General features: G+C 44.8%; 8 protein-coding genes. 7 read left to right on the forward strand and 1 reads right to left on the reverse strand.

Going from position 1 to position 17,535, the window contains the following annotated elements; genetic code table 11:
- The 7 genes from NG798_RS23005 to NG798_RS23035 all read left to right on the forward strand — a co-directional run.
- Window positions 1-243: hypothetical protein (locus NG798_RS23005; protein ID WP_261226054.1), on the forward strand; the 243-nt coding region annotated here is incomplete at its 5' end.
- Window positions 244-720: 477 nt separating this feature from the next.
- On the forward strand, window positions 721-1,212 hold the full coding sequence (locus NG798_RS23010) for a helix-turn-helix domain-containing protein (RefSeq protein ID WP_261226055.1): 492 nt from the start codon (window positions 721-723) through the stop codon (window positions 1,210-1,212).
- Between the two features lie 11 nt (window positions 1,213-1,223).
- Complete coding sequence (locus tag NG798_RS23015) at window positions 1,224-1,790, forward strand: IS630 family transposase (RefSeq protein ID WP_261226056.1); 567 nt, start codon at window positions 1,224-1,226, stop codon at window positions 1,788-1,790.
- Window positions 1,791-2,718: 928 nt separating this feature from the next.
- Window positions 2,719-9,516, forward strand: a complete 6,798-nt coding sequence (locus tag NG798_RS23020; RefSeq protein ID WP_261226057.1) for a non-ribosomal peptide synthetase — start codon at window positions 2,719-2,721, stop codon at window positions 9,514-9,516.
- On the forward strand, window positions 9,516-14,600 hold the full coding sequence (locus tag NG798_RS23025; protein WP_261226058.1) for a non-ribosomal peptide synthetase: 5,085 nt from the start codon (window positions 9,516-9,518) through the stop codon (window positions 14,598-14,600). Before NG798_RS23020 ends, NG798_RS23025 begins: the two co-directional genes overlap by 1 nt.
- A gap of 53 nt (window positions 14,601-14,653) precedes the next feature.
- Window positions 14,654-15,523 (forward strand): class I SAM-dependent methyltransferase, encoded by an 870-nt coding sequence (locus tag NG798_RS23030; RefSeq protein WP_261226059.1) that lies wholly within the window; start codon window positions 14,654-14,656, stop codon window positions 15,521-15,523.
- Window positions 15,524-15,592: 69 nt separating this feature from the next.
- Window positions 15,593-16,873 carry an MFS transporter gene (locus tag NG798_RS23035; protein WP_261226073.1) on the forward strand — a complete coding sequence of 427 codons (1,281 nt, stop codon included), beginning with the start codon at window positions 15,593-15,595 and terminating at the stop codon, window positions 16,871-16,873.
- A gap of 183 nt (window positions 16,874-17,056) precedes the next feature.
- Here the strand turns inward: NG798_RS23035 and NG798_RS23040 are convergent, their stop codons facing one another.
- On the reverse strand, window positions 17,057-17,275 hold the full coding sequence (locus NG798_RS23040) for a hypothetical protein (RefSeq protein WP_261226060.1): 219 nt from the start codon (window positions 17,273-17,275) through the stop codon (window positions 17,057-17,059).
- Window positions 17,276-17,535: the final 260 nt, after the last annotated feature.

The raw sequence follows: 17,535 nt of genomic DNA on the forward strand, positions 1-17,535 counted from the left end.
TCACTGGCCCCTCAACATCTGCTGGCAAATCGCGAATTCCACCGGCACCATAACATCCAAGGAGGCCGGCAGGTTCACTGGCCTCTCAATATCCCTCACCCCTGGCACATTCACGGCTTTATTAAATTCAGGGGTTCCGGTGAGGTTCAAGGTGTTGGGGAAGTTGGTGGTATGTGGGATACGATGTTGGCCGGTGGTGGCAAGAAGATCGCTAAAGTTGGCGAAGTCTTTGGCTGCCTGTGATGACAAGAAGGCCGGTGATCCGAGGGGATGACAACCATCCTCAAAGCGTTATACAGTAAGACTTTCCGCCTATAACATCAAGAAAAACTTCTACGTTAGCGATGCCTCCTAAATCTAATCATTGGATCAATAGTCGCGCTTAGAGAGCTTTTTTTGACCAAAATGGCTGTCACAGGGGCTGTGGATAACCACCTATCTTTTTTTACCTCAAGTGGCTCAATACCTTGCCCATAAAAGCTTTTAAAACATTTGTCACCCCGTCAGGTTGTTGCATCCTCTGAACCATTAAATAGGAATTCCCCCAACGTCCGATTTCTTCATCAAATTGTGTCAACGCCAAAATCCGCGCAAGCAGCCTTTCATACAGCGCTGCCTCAACACACTGACAACCATCACTCTTTACCTTTAATACCAATTCTTGAAAATAAAACTACAAATATGCTATACTGTTAACTGCCGTAAAGTGGGAGCAAAAATATGGCAGGCGTTTGCAAAATAGAAATCGCGGAAACGGAAGAAGAACTCAAAAAACTGCTCAGCCAGCAGAAAACTGGTTCTGGAAAAGAAAGATTACAACTATTGTACTTACTGAAAACCAAAAAAGCTCAAAGCGTCACAGAAGCCGCTTCTCTGCTGGGAAGAAATCGCGTTACCCTTCAAGATTGGCTGAAAAAATACCGGGACGGAGGACTCGTTGAATTGTTATGTAAAAAAGTGAGTACCGGACGCCCCAGAGAAATACCAGGTGGCTTGGAAAAAGCTTTGGAAAACGAACTTCAGTCGCCTGAAGGGTTTAATAGTTATGGAGAAATATGCCAATGGTTAGAAGAAAGATTAGGCAGAAAAGTGAAATATAAAACTGTACATCAATTAGTGCATTATCGACTTAAAGCGTCACCGAAAATAGCCAGACCCCAAAGCCAGCAACAAATGCCAGAAAGATTAGAGGCTTTTAAAAAAACTTTTTAGAAAATATAGCAATGCTCAGTTGGATAGCAATAACAGCAATGGGTAAGGGCGATAAGGTGAGATTTTTGTATCAAGATGAAACACGGATAGGACTCAAGACAATTAGTGGAAGAAAAATTACTGCACGGGGTGTAAAACCAATAGGAAAAGTACAATGGAAATTTCAGGCAACATATATATATGGAGTAGTAGAACCCAAAACTGGAGAACATTTTTTTTATGAGTTTACCCATCTAAATAGTCAGTGTTTTGAGATATTTTTAGAGTTAGTAGCCCAGAAATTCGCTGATAGTATTTTAATTATTCAGTTGGATAATGGGGGATTTCATAAAAAGAAAAAATTGAAAATACCCAACAATATTATTTTAATGTTTCAACCAGCACATTGTCCAGAATCAAATCCAATTGAACAGGTGTGGCAATATCTTAAAAAAGGGTTGAGATGGAAATTACCAAGCTCCTTAGAGGAGTTGCGGATTTTAATTACTGAGCAACTCGAAAAGATGGATTTAAAAATAATTGCTTCAATTACTGGGAGAAAATATATATTGGAGGCGTTATCTGTAGTTGGCATTTAGAGAATTGGTATAACCCCCCCTCAGAAGTCACCGCAATCATCATCGACTCAGAGTGCTCCACATCACACGCTACCTCCCGCGCTGCCTCACCTCCAACACTCTTCACTTCCTCCACCGCAACTGAAAGTACCGTATCGCCAGAGATCGCTTCAACAGGCGCATTCCCCTCGGACATTTCCCCAATTACTGACTTCGTTACAGTCGGTGGAACAGATTTATCCGTATCAGTCCCCTCCTCGATAAAATATCCCCTCAACTCCTCTCGCAGAATAGCCCGCGCTTGGGAAATGCGCTTGCATACATTCTGGTAGGAAATCTCTTGCTGTTAGGGAAAAGTCGGATCTTTAAAGTCGGAAAAGTCGGCTTTTACAAAAAAATAGTGACAACTACATAAACAACGGGTATTCTAAAGAAAGACAACCAGCGAGGAATGTCAATTCTTCTTCCGACAGGTGTAAGGGTGCTGTCGAACTCAGGCTGACTACCTCTTTTGATAGAGGTTGGATACCAAGCGGTTGAGGTTGGCCTGTACTAATGCTTTGCCAGAAGCTAATACAGCTATTAGAAGCGGAGGAGGAGTTTTATTCTGTCAAGCTGCTCTAAAGGCTTTCTGGAAATCCAATCAGCAGCATTGGCCACCCACGTTCAAAGCTACGTCCAACACTTATAGTCAAAAACTCTATGTCCAATCTAACTCGACAGTTCATTGCCCAGCACCAGGATGGTTTCTCTATGAAATGGCTCCCGAAAATGTTGTAGGCAACATTTTTGATACATCCGTAATTCACTCATCCATAGATATTACAGTCTTATACATAAAATTGACTTGAATACAGCCCTGGTTACTTAATAGATACCCTCGATCTACACACTAAAAATATGGAAAAACAAGTAACTATCTATAAAAAATATAACATTAACGCATTATATGATTAGAAAAATTAATGATCATCAAGAACAATCTACTTGTTTTCTAGTAGGGGGAACAAGCTTATTAATACAATGCGGTGAAATTTTATTAAGCAAAAGGCATCACATATTAGGGATCATCTCATCTGATATAGCGATAAGTGGATGGGCCAATAGAAATAGCATACTTTATATAAATCCCCAAGAAGATTGGAAAGCTTTTTTAAGCCAATATTCTTTTGATTACTTGTTTAGCATTGTCAACTCTTTAAAATTACCATCAGAAATTTTGGATCTTCCCCGCAAAAGAGCTATTAACTACCATGATTCTCCTTTGCCAAAATATGCGGGGATAAACGCTACATCTGGGGCTTTGATGAATCGAGAGAAAACCTATGCTGTCACATGGCATCAGATGACCGATCAATTCGATGAAGGGGATATTTTAAAGCAGTTTCCTGTCGAGATTGCCCAGAACGATACTGCCTTTACCCTGGATGCTAAGTGCTATGAAGCTGCCATTCATTCATTTAATGAGTTAATAAACGAGCTATCTGAAGAGAGAGTTAAGCCTAAAACACAAAACTTAGAAGAGCGAACCTACTTCTCGCGGTCTAAGACCCCAAAGGCAGGTTTTATCTTCTCTTGGAACCGTTGCGCTTTGGAGATAGATGCCTTTGTTCGGGCTTTAGACTTTGGCTCCTACCGTAATCCACTTGGTACCGCGAAATTTTCGCTCGAAAATGAATTAATTATAGTATCCAAACTTGAAGTTCTTGACTCGCTCTCAGAATTTCCTCCAGGAACCATCACAGTCATTGAGCCTACTTTTATTAAAGTTTGTACAGCTAGTTATGATATAGCGCTGCATCAGGTATTAACCGTCGAGGGTCAAAACTTATCAATTTCTGAATTGGTAGCCCAATTTGGATTACATAAAGGGTATCAGTTTAAAGACATCGCTACAGAACTAGCGAAGGATATTGAGACGTTTGATAGCGAAATTTGCAAACACGAGCTTTTTTGGGTAAATAGGCTAACGACATTGCGGCCCATTAATGTTCCTTACGCCAAGTCCACTACATTGCAATTGAAAGCAAAGTGCTATGTGGATGTGAACGTTCCTTTATCGCCTAATGTTATAACTTTTCTGGAAGAGTGTCACCCAGAATGGAACCGGGGCAACTTTGTGTTGGCTGTAATCGTCGCATATTTGGCTCGTCTTGGGGGAGTCGGCTGTTTTGATATAGGATTTAGAACTATAAACTTGCCACGCCAATTAAACGGCATAGAGAATTTTTTGGCTTCCTATATCCCCTGCCGTATAGACATCAACTTAGACCAGAATTTTCAAGCAGTTTTCGCTGCTGTGCAGGAGCAAGTAGAGTTAACGAAACGGCACCAGACTTATCCTCGTGATATTGCAGTCAGGTATCCAGATCTGAAAAAAACGCTCTCTGGGCAGAGCCCACAACTTTTTCCAGTAATCGTAGAGCAAGTAAAAAACTTGGTTGAGCGTGAAAAACAGCAGAGTAACGCTTTAACAATAGTGATTCTAGAAGATGGAAAAGAATGCTGTTGGAGCTATGATCCGGAGATATTTGATGAGAGCAGCATTGAAAGGATGTTGCATCAATTTGAAACTTTTGTAGAAAGCCTTATCACTAATTTAGATGGAATCGCAGGCCATCTTCAGCAGTCGATTTCTGAATTGTCCTTGCTGACAGAAAGGGAATGCCACCAGCTATTAGTCGAGTGGAATAACACAGAAGCTGAGTATCCGCAGGATAAGTGTATCCATCAGTTATTTGAGGCGCAGGTTGAGCGATCACCCGACGCGGTGGCCGTGGTTTTTGAAGGAGAACAACTCACCTATCGTGAATTGAATGCAAAGGCAAATCAGTTGGCGCACTACCTGCAAGGTTTGGGCGTAGGGCCAGAAGTATTGGTGGGCATCTGTGTAAAGCCTTCCTTTGACACGGTTGTGGGAATTCTGGGCATCCTCAAAGCTGGCGGTGCTTATGTGCCACTTGACCCCAATTATCCACAAGAACGCTTGGGCTTCATGCTAGAAGACACTTCTGTGTCTGTGTTGCTTACCCAGACGCAACTGGTTGAATTGCTTCCTCCCTCCTCAGCGCGTGTTGTCTGTGTCGATGGTGACATAGAAAAAAGTGCTTTCCACAGTTCAGAGAACCCCAGCAGCACAGTAACGCCGGATAACCTGGCTTACGTTATCTACACTTCAGGCTCTACAGGAAAACCTAAAGGCGTGTTATTGGCACACCTTGGGCTGTGCAATCTAGCCACAGCACAGATTCAGCTATTCGGCGTACACTCAGACAGTCGAATTCTTCAGTTTGCCTCGTTTAGCTTTGATGCCTCGGTTTCGGAAGTTGTCATGGCTTTGATATCGGGAGCAACCCTGGTATTAGCAAAGCGGGACTCTTTAATGCCAGGGCCTGCTTTGATTGGGCTGCTGCGCGAGGAGGCCATCACCACTGTTACCCTACCCCCGTCAGTTTTGGCGGTACTGCCTCCCAAAGAGTTTCCAGCATTGCAGACAATTATCGTCGCCGGAGAAGCCTGTCCTCCTGACCTCGTGGCACGTTGGGCATCAGGCCGTCAATTTTTCAATGCTTACGGGCCAACAGAAACCACCGTCTGCGCCACCGTTGCCCTTTGCAGGGATGGAAGTCAGAAGCCAACCATCGGGCATCCCATCGCTAACACCCAAACCTATATTCTCGACCCTCACAATCAACCCGTTCCCATTGGTGTTCCCGGAGAACTTCACATTGCGGGTGTGGGACTCGCAAAAGGTTATCTCAACCGTCCCGATTTGACTGATGAGAGATTCATCCTTAACCCTTTTAGTAATGAACTCGGTTCGCGCCTCTACAAAACTGGCGACTTAGCTCGTTATCTCCCGGACGGCAACATCGAATACCTCGGTCGGATTGACAACCAAGTAAAAATACGCGGGTTCCGCATTGAATTAGGCGAAATTGAAGCGGTACTCAGCCAGCATCCCCATGTCAGAGAAACTGTAGTCATTGCCAGCGAAAATATTACGGATGGCAAGCAATTAGTGGCTTATGTTGTCCCTCATCAACAATCAGCACTATCAATAAGCGATCTGCGCCGCTTCCTAAAAGAGCAATTGCCTGATTACATGATGCCCAGTGCTTTTGTTGTGCTGGAGTCACTACCCCTGACTCCCAATAGAAAAGTAGACCGTCGCGCCCTAAGAACCCCCGAAAAGCGGAACGAACTGGAAGAGTTTTTTGTCGCTCCTCGCACTCCGATTGAGGAAATGTTAGCCAGCATTTGGGGGAATATCCTCTCAATTGACTCGGTGGGCATTCACGACAATTTCTTTGAACTGGGCGGACATTCTTTATTAGCTACTCAAGTAATTTCAAGAGTGCGCGACACGATATCCATCGAATTACCATTACGCAGTTTGTTTGAAGCTCCCACGATTGTCGAATTCGCTTCGCGGGTTGAGATAGCGCTCAAAAACGGAAAATCTGTAGAAGCTCTGCCTCTTCTACCAATTTCCAGGTCAGAGTCCATCCCATTATCTTTCGCTCAAACGAGGTTGTGGTTCCTCGATCAATTACAGCCAGACAGTGCATTCTACAACATCCCGCTTACGTTACGTCTTTTCGGTCAGCTCAATATAGCGGCGCTACAGAGTAGCATCAATGAAATTATCCGGCGGCATGAAGCCTTACGCGCCAACTTTGCGACAGTAGAAGGTCAACCCGTTCAAGTTATCGCCTCAACTCTTAGTTTTCAACTAGAAGTTGTGAACTTGTTGCACCTCTCTGAGAGCCAACGAGAAATTGAAGCGAAACGATTGGCTACGGTTGAAGCGAATCGACCTTTTAACCTGGAGCAAGAGCCTTTACTCCGAGGGGAGGTGCTACAGCTAGGTGAAACAGAGTACCTCTTGCTGCTCACCATGCACCACATAATTTCTGATGGTTGGTCGTTGGGCGTATTCGTGCGGGAACTAACAGAACTTTACCAAGCTTTCTGTACAGGAAAGCCTCCTGTTTTACCAGAGTTACCAGTACAATATGCCGACTTTGCGGTTTGGCAACGACAGTGGCTAACTGGAGAAATACTAGAAACCCAACTTCACTACTGGAAGGAACAACTCAAGAACGCTCCGAATTTATTAGAATTGCCCACAGACCGAGCGCGACCGGCTGTTCAAACCTTCCGGGGAGGATATTACTATGCAGCCTTTTCCAAAGAATTGAGTGCGGAACTTGCCACGTTGAGTAAGCAAGCGGGAGTCACTCTGTTTATGACGCTTTTTGCAGCGTTTGTGACATTGCTCTACCGATACTCAGGGCAAGATGACATCGTAGTAGGGACGCCTGTAGCTGGTCGCAACCGACGGGAACTTGAAGGGCTAATCGGCTTTTTTGTCAACACCTTAGTGCTGCGTACTGACCTCGGCGGCAATCCCAGTTTTGAGCAGTTACTCGATCGAGTTCGGGAAGTCGCGCTGCAAGGTTACACGCATCAAGACCTGCCATTCGAGCAGTTGGTAGAGGTATTACAACCAACACGAGACTTAAGTTATACGCCTCTATTCCAGGTGATGTTTGCTCTTGACGACGCAGGAGTACCTTCTATAGAACTGCTTGATTTAGCGGTAAGCTCGTATTCTGTGGAAAGCGTCACAGCCAAGTTTGATTTGACCCTATCAATGGAGAATACGGCTGATGGATTGGTAGCAGAATGGGAATACAACTCGGATCTTTTTGATGAGACTACCATCGTGCGGATGGCGGAACATTTCCAGACCTTGTTGGAAGGAATCGTCGCCAATTCCAAACAAGCGATTTCAGAATTGCCTCTACTCACACCAGGAGAGCGACAGCAGCTATTAGTAGAGTGGAACAACACCGCTAAAGACTATCCCCAAGAGAAGTGCATCCATCAGTTGTTTGAAGAGCAGGTGGAACGGACACCCGATGCCGTAGCAGTCGTGTTTGAAGAAAAACAACTCACCTATCGAGAGTTGAATGTAAAAGCCAATCAACTGGCAAATTATCTGCGATCGCTGGGCGTGGGGCCAGAAGTGCTGGTAGGGATTTGTGTAGAGCGCTCTCTGGAAATGATAATTGGTTTGTTGGGCATCCTCAAAGCTGGCGGTGCTTATGTTCCGCTAGACCCGAACTATCCGTCTGAGCGCTTGGCTTTCATGCTAGAAGATTCGTCGGTTCCAGTGCTGCTGACTCAAGAGAGGCTAGTCGAGAAACTTCCTGCACTCTCAGCGCGTGTTATCTGCTTAGATTCAGACTCGAAAGAAATTGCTTCTTACCCCAAAGAAAACCCTTTTAGTTTAGTGAAGCCAGAAAACTTGGCTTATGTTATCTACACATCAGGGTCTACAGGAAAACCTAAAGGCGTTTTAATCCAACATGAATCGCTAGTCAACTACACAACGGTTGCGAGTGTTGAATATAGAATACAGAAGTGCGATAGCGAAGCGCTGCTGCGAAGTGCAGATCGCATTTTACAATTCTCCTCAATTAGTTTTGATGTCAGTGCCGAAGAAATTTATACTAGCCTGACTTCTGGTGCAACGCTTGTATTGCGTACCGATACCATGCTGGACTCTTTTGAGGGATTTTTGCAGAAGTGCCAGAATTGGAAAATCACTGTAATGGCTTTGCCAACAGCCTACTGGCATGAATTGACCGCTTTCTTGAGCCAAAAAACCCTTGCACTACCCCCTTCATTACGTTTGGTTATTCTTGGGGGAGAAAAAGCACTGCCAGAACGACTGAAAACCTGGTTTGAATGTGTAGGACAACAAGTACATCTATTGAATAATTACGGCCCAACAGAAGCGACTATAGGAGCTACGATATACGAGTTATCAGCAGACGACACGGCATTGAGGGATCTGCCCATCGGTCGTCCTCTTGGGAATGCCTGTACCTACATCTTAGATGGGAACGGACAGCCTGTACCGATTGGCGTTCATGGAGAACTGCACATTGGTGGTGCTGGTTTGGCACGGGGGTATCTCAATCGTCCTAAGTTGACCACTGAGCGGTTCATTCGTAACCCCTTTAATGACTCTCCCACTGAACGCCTTTATAAAACTGGAGATCAGGTTCGCTATCTGCCCGATGGTAATATTGAATACTTAGGTCGAATAGATGACCAAGTAAAGGTGCGCGGTTTTCGTATCGAACTCGGAGAAATCGAAGCAGCACTCAGTCAACATCCAAGCTTGCTCCAAGTCGCTGTTACGCTTCGAGAAGGCATTCCGGGTCAAAAGAGCTTAGTGGCTTATATTGTCCCTCTTCAGGAGCCAGCACCCACTGTAGGCGAGCTGCGCCATTTTTTGAAAGAGCAACTACCAGACTATATGATGCCTAGTGCTTTTGTAATTTTGGAGTGCCTGCCAGTGACACCGAATGGCAAAGTAGACCGCAAATCATTGCCAGCACCAGACCTCAAAAGTTTGATTGAAAAAGCAGAGTTTGTAGCTCCTCAGACTCCAACAGAAGAATTAGTAGCATCTATCTGGAAAAAGGTTTTGGGAGTAGAGCAAGCCAGTGTCAACGATAATTTTTTTGAATTAGGCGGGCATTCGTTACTCGCCACTCAAGTCGTTTCTCAATTGAATTCTAGTTTAGGGCTGCATCTCCCTCTGTCTAAGTTGTTTGAGTTGCCAACGGTAGCCAGCCTTTCTAGCTACATTGATGCCACGCTTTGGACAAGCGAAAACATCGAAAATATTAATACAAGTAATGAACGAGAGGAATTTGAACTGTAATGGATATAGTTGAGTTCGTAAATTATCTACGCAAGCTGGATATTAACCTGGTTCTCGAAGGCGATCGCCTGCGGTGCAACGCACCTCAAGGTGCTATCACCGCTGAACTGAAGTCAGAGATGAGCAGAAGGAAAGCGGAGATAATCTCCTTTTTGCAACAAGCCAATATTCAAACCACTACTACGGCGATCGCGCCAATATCCAGAACAGAACAAAATACCTTTCCTCTTTCCTTTGCCCAACGGGGACTATGGTTCCTTGACCAGTTGCAGCCCAATAGTTCCTTTTACAACATCCCCCTGGCGTTACGTCTGAGTGGTCAGCTTAATATAGCCGCTTTAGAAAGCAGCATCAACGAAATTATTCAGCGACATGAAGCTTTACGCACCCACTTTGCGACTATAGAAGGTCAACCCGTTCAAGTTATTGCCTCAAGTCTCAATTATCAGGTACAAGTGGTAAACCTGTTGCACCTGTCTGAAACTAAGCGAGAAATTGAGGTACAACGATGCGTAAATGAAGAAGCGAATCGACCTTTTAACCTGGAGCGAGAGCCTTTATTCCGAGTTACTTTGCTACAGCTAGACCAAATCGAATACGTCTTGCTGTTCACCATACACCACATTATTTCTGATGGGTGGTCGCTGAGTGTATTGCTCAAGGAACTCACAGAACTTTACAAAGGCTTTTACACTTTTAAGCCTGCAAATTTACCCTCGTTGCCAGTACAATATGCCGATTTTGCGGTTTGGCAGCGGCAGTGGTTAACGGGAGAAATACTCGAAACCCAGCTTCGCTACTGGAAGGAACAACTTTCAAATGCCCCGGCTTTATCAGAATTGCCGACAGACAGACCTAGACCGGCAGTTCAAACCTTTCGGGGAGGATATCACCATGCAGTTCTTCCCCTGGAATTGAGCGCAGAACTTACCGCCTTGAGTAAACGAGCCGGAGTTACGTTGTTTATGACACTTTTGGCGGCGTTTCAGACATTGCTCTACCGCTTATCCGGGCAAGATGATATCGTAGTCGGTACGCCCGTAGCGGGTCGGAATCGACAGGAAATTGAAGGGCTAATTGGCTTTTTTGTCAATACTTTAGTGCTGCGTACCGACCTCAGTGGAAATCCAACTTTCGAGGGCTTACTCTGCCGAGTCAGGGAAGTGGCGCTTCAATCCTACGCGCATCAAGACTTGCCCTTTGAGCAGCTAGTAGAGGCATTACAACCTATACGAGACTTAAGCTATACGCCCCTATTTCAGGTGATGTTTTCCCTAGACGACGCTTTAGTACCTGCTGTAAAACTGCCTGAGTTAACTATAAGTCCTTATCCAGTGGAAATGGGTACGGCGAAATTTGACTTGGGCTTATCAATGGAGAATACCTCTTCTGGATTGATAGGCGTGTGGGAATATAATACTGACCTATTGGATGAAGCCACAATTGCTCGGATGGCGGGATATTTGCAGACCTTGCTAGAAGGAATCGCCGCCAATCCCACACAGCCCATTTCTGCATTGCCGTTGCTGACACCAGCCGAGCGCCACCAATTATTAGTGGAGTGGAACAACACTTGGGCTGAGTATCCCCAGGATAAGTGCATCCATCAGTTATTTGAGGAGCAGGTGGAGCGGACACCCGACGCTGTGGCAGTCTTGTTTGAGGGCGAGCAACTCACCTATCGAGAACTGAATACAAAAGCCAACCAGTTGGGACATTACCTGCAAAGCTTGGGAGTGAAACCAGAAGTATCGGTTGGGCTGTGTGTGGAGCGTTCCTTTGAGATGATTGTCGGAATATTAGGCGTTCTCAAAGCCGGTGGTGCTTACGTTCCGCTCGACCCCACGTATCCTCAAGAGCGGTTGGCTTTCATGCTGGAGGACTCCTCTGTATCGGTGCTGCTCACTCAAAAGAAACTGGTTGAGAACCTGCCTCCACACTCTGCAAGGATCATTTGTTTGGACTCTCAGTGGCAAGAAATTGTCTTTCATAACACGGAAAACCCCAGCACCATTGTCACCCCGGATAACCTGGCTTACGTTATCTATACGTCCGGGTCTACAGGAAAACCGAAGGGCGTCTTATTGGCGCACCAGGGACTCTGTAACTTAGCCACCGCAGAGATCCAGCTATTTGACGTACAGCCAAACAGTCGCGTCCTCCAGTTTGCCTCTTTTAGCTTCGATGTGGCAACTTCAGATGTGGTGATTGCGCTTACTTCTGGTGCAACTCTATATCTAGCAACCAAGGATTCTATTTTGCCTGGATCTGGTTTGATTGAAGTGTTGCGGGATAAAGCTATTACCCACGTTGAACTGCCAGTGTCTGTTCTCAGCGTGCTTCCGTTTGAAGAGCTTCCGGGATTGGGAACCATCGTTGTTGGGGGAGAAGCCTGTCCTCCTGACCTCGTGGCACGTTGGGCAACAGGGCGTCAGTTTTTCAATGCTTACGGGCCAACAGAAACCACCGTTTGCGCCACCCTTGCTCTTTGTGACAGAAGTCAGAAGCCGACCATCGGGCGTCCCATCGCTAACACAAAAATCTATATTCTCGACACTAAAAACCAACCCGTACCGATAGGCGTTCCGGGAGAACTTCATATCGGCGGTGTTGGTTTAGCCCGAGGCTACCTCAACCGTTCCGATCTGACTGATAAGAAATTTATTCCCAACCCCTTTAGTAATGAACCGGGTTCGCGCCTTTACAAAACAGGGGACTTAGCCCGTTATCTACCCGATGGTAACATCGACTTTCTTGGTCGCATCGATAATCAAGTAAAAATTAGAGGTTTTCGTATCGAGTTGGGAGAAATTGAAGCGGTACTCGCAGAACATCCGAATGTGCGGGAAGTGGCAGTCATTGACCGAGAAGATACACCTGGAAACAAGCGTCTTGTGGCTTATATGGTCTCCAACCTCATCCCAGATCGCATCCCTTATCACAGTAAATGCGAACTAGAACTAGACGGTAACGTTCTCAAAATTGAGACACAGGATATCTCCATCGGCGGCCTCGGTCTGGTGGGAGTGCCAATTCTTAATGAAGATACCAGCGTCCGCCTGCACTTGCAACTACCTGGAGAAGACGAACCGCGCTGGCTTTCTGGGACAGTGGTTTGGTCGCATCCACCAGAGGCCGGAATTCGCTTTCAGCTTACACCGAATGAACAGGATCAAATCCATCGAAGCGTAGACTATCAGTTGGATGTTCAAGAGTTGTGGAAAATTTTGCAGCGCACTGTGACTCGCAACCTACGCAATTACTTGAAACAAAAACTGCCCGACTGTATGATACCGAAGGCCTTTGTACTGATGAAAGCACTGCCGCTGACACCCAATGGCAAAATAGACCGTCGCGCCCTACCCGCACCAGATAGCTTCCACAACGAACAGGAAGATAAATTTGTTGCCTCTCGCACTCCGACTGAAGCAAAATTGGCTGCTATCTGGGCTGAAGCTCTGGGATTAAAAAGGGTCGGCATGAATGATAATTTCTTTGAATTGGGGGGGCACTCCCTGCTGGCAACCCAGATTATCTCTCGCATCCGGCAATCTTTTGCGATTGAACTTCCCCTACGCCACTTATTTGAAGCCCCCACAATTGCTTCTCTAAGCAAGGCAATAGACACTGCACATTCCAGTAGTTTGCATGAAAAATCTTCTAACAGTAAAGCAGTTGATGTTCTACCCCGTTCTTTATCCGCACCGAAAACCTACATACCAATTTCTTTTGCACAACAGTATGTATGGAATTTTCAGCAGTTATATCCCGGCAGTTGTGCTTACAATAGTCCCATTGCCTTATGTTTGAGGGGAAATATTTATCCGGAAGTATTGGAAAAGAGCATCAATGAAATTATCCGTCGTTATGAAATTCTGCGAACTAACTTTACTGTGATAGATGAACGACCCATCCAGGTGATTTCTTCATCTTTGACCATTTCATTAAGGATAGTAAATTTACAAAATATACCACCCTATCAGCGAAAAGCTGAAGCAGAAAAACTTACCACACAGGATTTTCAGTATCAGTTTGATTTAGCCTGTGAACCCTTAATCAAGGCCACCTTGCTACGGCTTAATCCACAGGAGCATTGGCTGTTAATAACGATGCACCATATCATCACAGATGGTTGGTCTTATGGAATCTTCTTACAAGAGATAGAAACGATTTACAATGCTTTCTCAAACGGTTTGCCTTCTCCCTTAAGTGAAGTGTCATTGCAGTACGCAGACTTTACCCTTTGGGAACGACAGTGGTTAACCGAAGATGTACTACAAAAGCAACTTGATTATTGGTTACAAAAATTAGCCAACATTCCAGCATCACTGAATCTTCTACCTGTAGGACAGCCACAGGTAAGTCCCGATAGCCAACGCGCATCTTTTTATTCCCTAGTTCTGCCCGAAACTCTTGTGGCATCAATCAAAGCCTTAAGCCGTTCCAGAGGAGTAACCATCTTCGCCATTCTAATTGCAGCCCTAAATCTACTCTTGTACAAAATTTGCGGAAACAGTGATATCCTGATCTTAGCAAGAACTGCTAATCGGTTAACCCCTACTCTTGAAAAAATGCTGGGTTGCTTTATCAATGACGTGCTTATACGCTCCCGAGTTGACCATTCTCAAACGGCACTTATGCTTTTAGAGCAGGTTAACCAAACTGTTACAGAAGCAATTGCTCATCAGGAAATTCCCTTCCAAAGAGTCATCAAAGCTGTTAAGGAAATCAGCCCCATAGGAGCGCTTCGTACTGTCAGCGTTAGTATGGCTCCGCCAGTCGTTTTGGAAAATCAAGAGATCGAGTGGAAAAACATCTCAATTCCCATAGAAAGCGAACTTTGGGAGAAACAGCATTTCCCTATCGAACTTTACATTAACTTTAGAGGAGAGGATTCTAGTGCGATTGAAATGGGTATTTTTTACAGCAAAATTGGTTTTAGTCAGCAAACCATTGAGCTAATGTTTAGTGACTATCTGGAAATTTTACAGAAGCTTGTTGATTCCCCAGAAACTCAGGTTGATTTATTTAAGGCTTCTGAAGACAAATGTTTTTCGGTACTTAGCAAACCAAATTTTGAGTAAAGTGCTAAATACCTGGTTAATGTCCCTTAATTATCTTAGAGGTAAACTCAATTATGAACCAAAATAATTATAAATGGCTTATTCCATCTCGCCGTACCTCGCCATCTATTGACCAAGAGCGAGAAGATTGGGATGAAGACCACAAAGATTATTCAAAAAACGTTTTCAGTGTAACGCAAGATCCGGCAATTTGCAAAACTCTTATCCATCCTTCTAGTCAGTTCACTGGCTATAATATTCCTGATTCACCTGAAATCCAAGTTCTGATTCCAGGTTGTGGCTCTAAAATTTATCTTCAGGAGACATTACTCAATTTTTGCCCTCATATTGGACAGGTTTATTGTACAGATTTATCACCACTAGCAATCGAAAAAGCCCAGACGAAATGGCAGCAATCTGATTCAAATGACAGGCTCAACAATTCACCTTTACATTTTGAGTGTATAGACTCCACTAAAATTACTGAACAGAAGCCCGCTTGGAAAAATAAGTTTGATTACATCTTAATTGTTAATTCAGTTCTTTCTCTTGAAGATGAATTAAATCGCGAAATGCTAAAAGAGTTCTTTAAGGTTCTCAAACCGGGCGGAAAGCTTTACGGATTTTTTCCAACCGTTTTTTTTCTATTAGAAATTGCTCATTTGTATCCAGATAAAGCTCACTGGATAACTAGCGGTGTAATTAATATACCTGAGAGTGCTTCTTACCCGCCCAACGGAAAAAACGGACAGATACATTATACGCCGTTGCGTTTGAATCGAATTTTCAAAGAAGTAGGATTCAAACGGTTGAGCTTTGAGATTTATTTCGGTGATTCAGATATTTTAATCAATGCGCTCAAAGAGTATGAAGGCATTGACGACCCAGATATTTTTTCATGGGAATTTTTAGTTAGGCTAGAGAAAGAAGTCACTCAGAACTAGCCGCTCAATAACAGACAGAAATTCGACCTCATGCTTAGGCTTAAAAATCTCCGACTTTTTATAGTTGCAATGCGCGTTTTCCTTATAGTCTGGTTCGGACAACTCATATCCCTAATTGGGTCGGGTCTGACTAACTTCGCATTGGGAGTGTGGGTGTACCAGCGCACGGGTTCAGTCACCCAATTTTCGCTAATCTTGCTATTTGGTCTGCTACCCACTGTCTTAATTTCCCCGATTGCTGGAGCAATGGTTGACCGATGGAACCGGCGATGGTGCATGATTCTATCGGACTCGGGCGCTGGTGTAACCACAGTGGCAGTAGCTTTATTACTCGCTACTGGTAGCCTTCAACTTTGGCACATCTACCTTGCTGTTGGTCTTAGTTCCGTCTTCAAAGCCTTTCAGCTACCCGCCTACACTGCTTCCACCGCTTTATTGGTACCGAAAGAACAGTTACCTCGCGCCAGCGGTATGGTTCAGTCAGGGCAAGCGTGCGCTCAACTATTCTCGCCCCTTCTGGCAGGAGTCTTACTAGGAGTTATTCAGATTCAGGGCATCGTTCTAATTGACTTCGTGACGTTCCTCTTTGCCCTTACCACTCTGTTATTTGTTCGTTTTCCTAATGCTAAAAAGGGTGCGGATTACGAAGACAAAAAAAGTTCATTTTGGGACGAAGTAAATTGTGGATGGACTTACATTGCCGTTCGTCCAGGGCTATTAATGCTACTGCTTTTATTCGCGATAGATAACTTTGTTTATGGAGTTGTTGAAGTTTTGCTCACACCCTTAGTCCTAACATTCACTTCAGTTACCGTACTCGGAACTATTCAATCTTTAGGCGGTGCCGGGATGCTGTTGGGTAGTCTGGCTATGAGTATTTGGGGAGGACCCAGACCTTTAATTCGTGGCGTATTTGTTTTTGATTTTTTGTGTCATTTGTGCATTTTGTCCTTGGGTTTACGCACTGATGCGGCGCTTTTTTCCCTGGCTAACTTCCTCTTTTTCTTCAGCCTGCCAATCGTCAATGGTTGTTGCAATACCATTTTACTCCGAAAAGTGGCTCCAGATATTCAAGGTCGGGTTTTTGCTACTATTCAGATGATTTGTTTCTCGTGCATCCCTCTTGCTTATGTTGTGGCAGGCCCCCTAGCCGAGCGCATCTTTGAACCTCTCATGGCGGCTGACGGGTTATTAGCAGGAAGTGTTGGACAAGTTATTGGTGTAGGGCCGGGTCGAGGCATTGGCCTCCTATTTATTACTATGGAAATTATCGCCATACTGGTGACAGTTGCCGCTTACCGCTATCCTCGCTTGCGCTTTGTGGAACGCGAATTGCCCGATGCGATTTAGGGCTTGGGGAAAGCCGTGAGTGTATCGGTGTTGATTCTCAGTCGGCGTCATAGCTTCACCATTTTCTGCTGGTGATGGTTGTGATCGCCACTTATGCGATCAGCGAAGATGAAGGACGCTTCAGTCGTGCCGGTTGCAACGGCTGAGTCCCCACAGCCTCATTTATGTGAGACTCTCAAAAAACTATTCCATCAATAGGGCAATATTTGGGGATACCCGTTTAGCTAAACAGTTGGGGTGCGGGCCGTCGGGAGGGCGATCGCTTGTTGAGCGAGTTTGCAAAAACCGACCTGTAGCGTGCAGCCGTTGGGGGCCTAAAGCGATCGTACCTCTGTCACCACTTAAATGCACCCCGAATTCTGGATCTGGCGTTCTTACTTTCTGTAGTAAGCGATCGCTCATTCGTCTCTGACAGCATTGTTTGCGAATAAGTATTAAATTTTTACAGGCTGTACATTTTCTTAATATAAATAATAAAAAAAGGGCTAAGACCCCCTTGACAGTCATCTATATAAAGAAGTAAATTGTGCATGGCAAAAAAAGGATAGTTAGTAATTTCCCAACCAGGCGAGAACAAGTGTTACTGCTGTCAGCACGTATTGCATTATTCCCAGGTTGAGAATGTGAGATTGAATGTTGACGCATCTATCCTTTCAGAAGGC

The sequence above is a fragment of the Ancylothrix sp. D3o genome, assembly GCF_025370775.1.
Taxonomy (GTDB): domain Bacteria; phylum Cyanobacteriota; class Cyanobacteriia; order Cyanobacteriales; family Oscillatoriaceae; genus Ancylothrix.

Bases quoted from the DNA above. Each gene is read 5' to 3' on its own strand.
- NG798_RS23040 (WP_261226060.1), bottom strand. From the start codon at position 17,275: ATGAGCGATCGCTTACTACAGAAAGTAAGAACGCCAGATCCAGAATTC.
- NG798_RS23030 (WP_261226059.1), top strand. From the start codon at position 14,654: ATGAACCAAAATAATTATAAATGGCTTATTCCATCTCGCCGTACCTCG.
- NG798_RS23035 (WP_261226073.1), top strand. From the start codon at position 15,593: ATGCGCGTTTTCCTTATAGTCTGGTTCGGACAACTCATATCCCTAATT.
- NG798_RS23025 (WP_261226058.1), top strand. From the start codon at position 9,516: ATGGATATAGTTGAGTTCGTAAATTATCTACGCAAGCTGGATATTAAC.
- NG798_RS23020 (WP_261226057.1), top strand. From the start codon at position 2,719: ATGATTAGAAAAATTAATGATCATCAAGAACAATCTACTTGTTTTCTA.
- NG798_RS23010 (WP_261226055.1), top strand. From the start codon at position 721: ATGGCAGGCGTTTGCAAAATAGAAATCGCGGAAACGGAAGAAGAACTC.
- NG798_RS23015 (WP_261226056.1), top strand. From the start codon at position 1,224: ATGCTCAGTTGGATAGCAATAACAGCAATGGGTAAGGGCGATAAGGTG.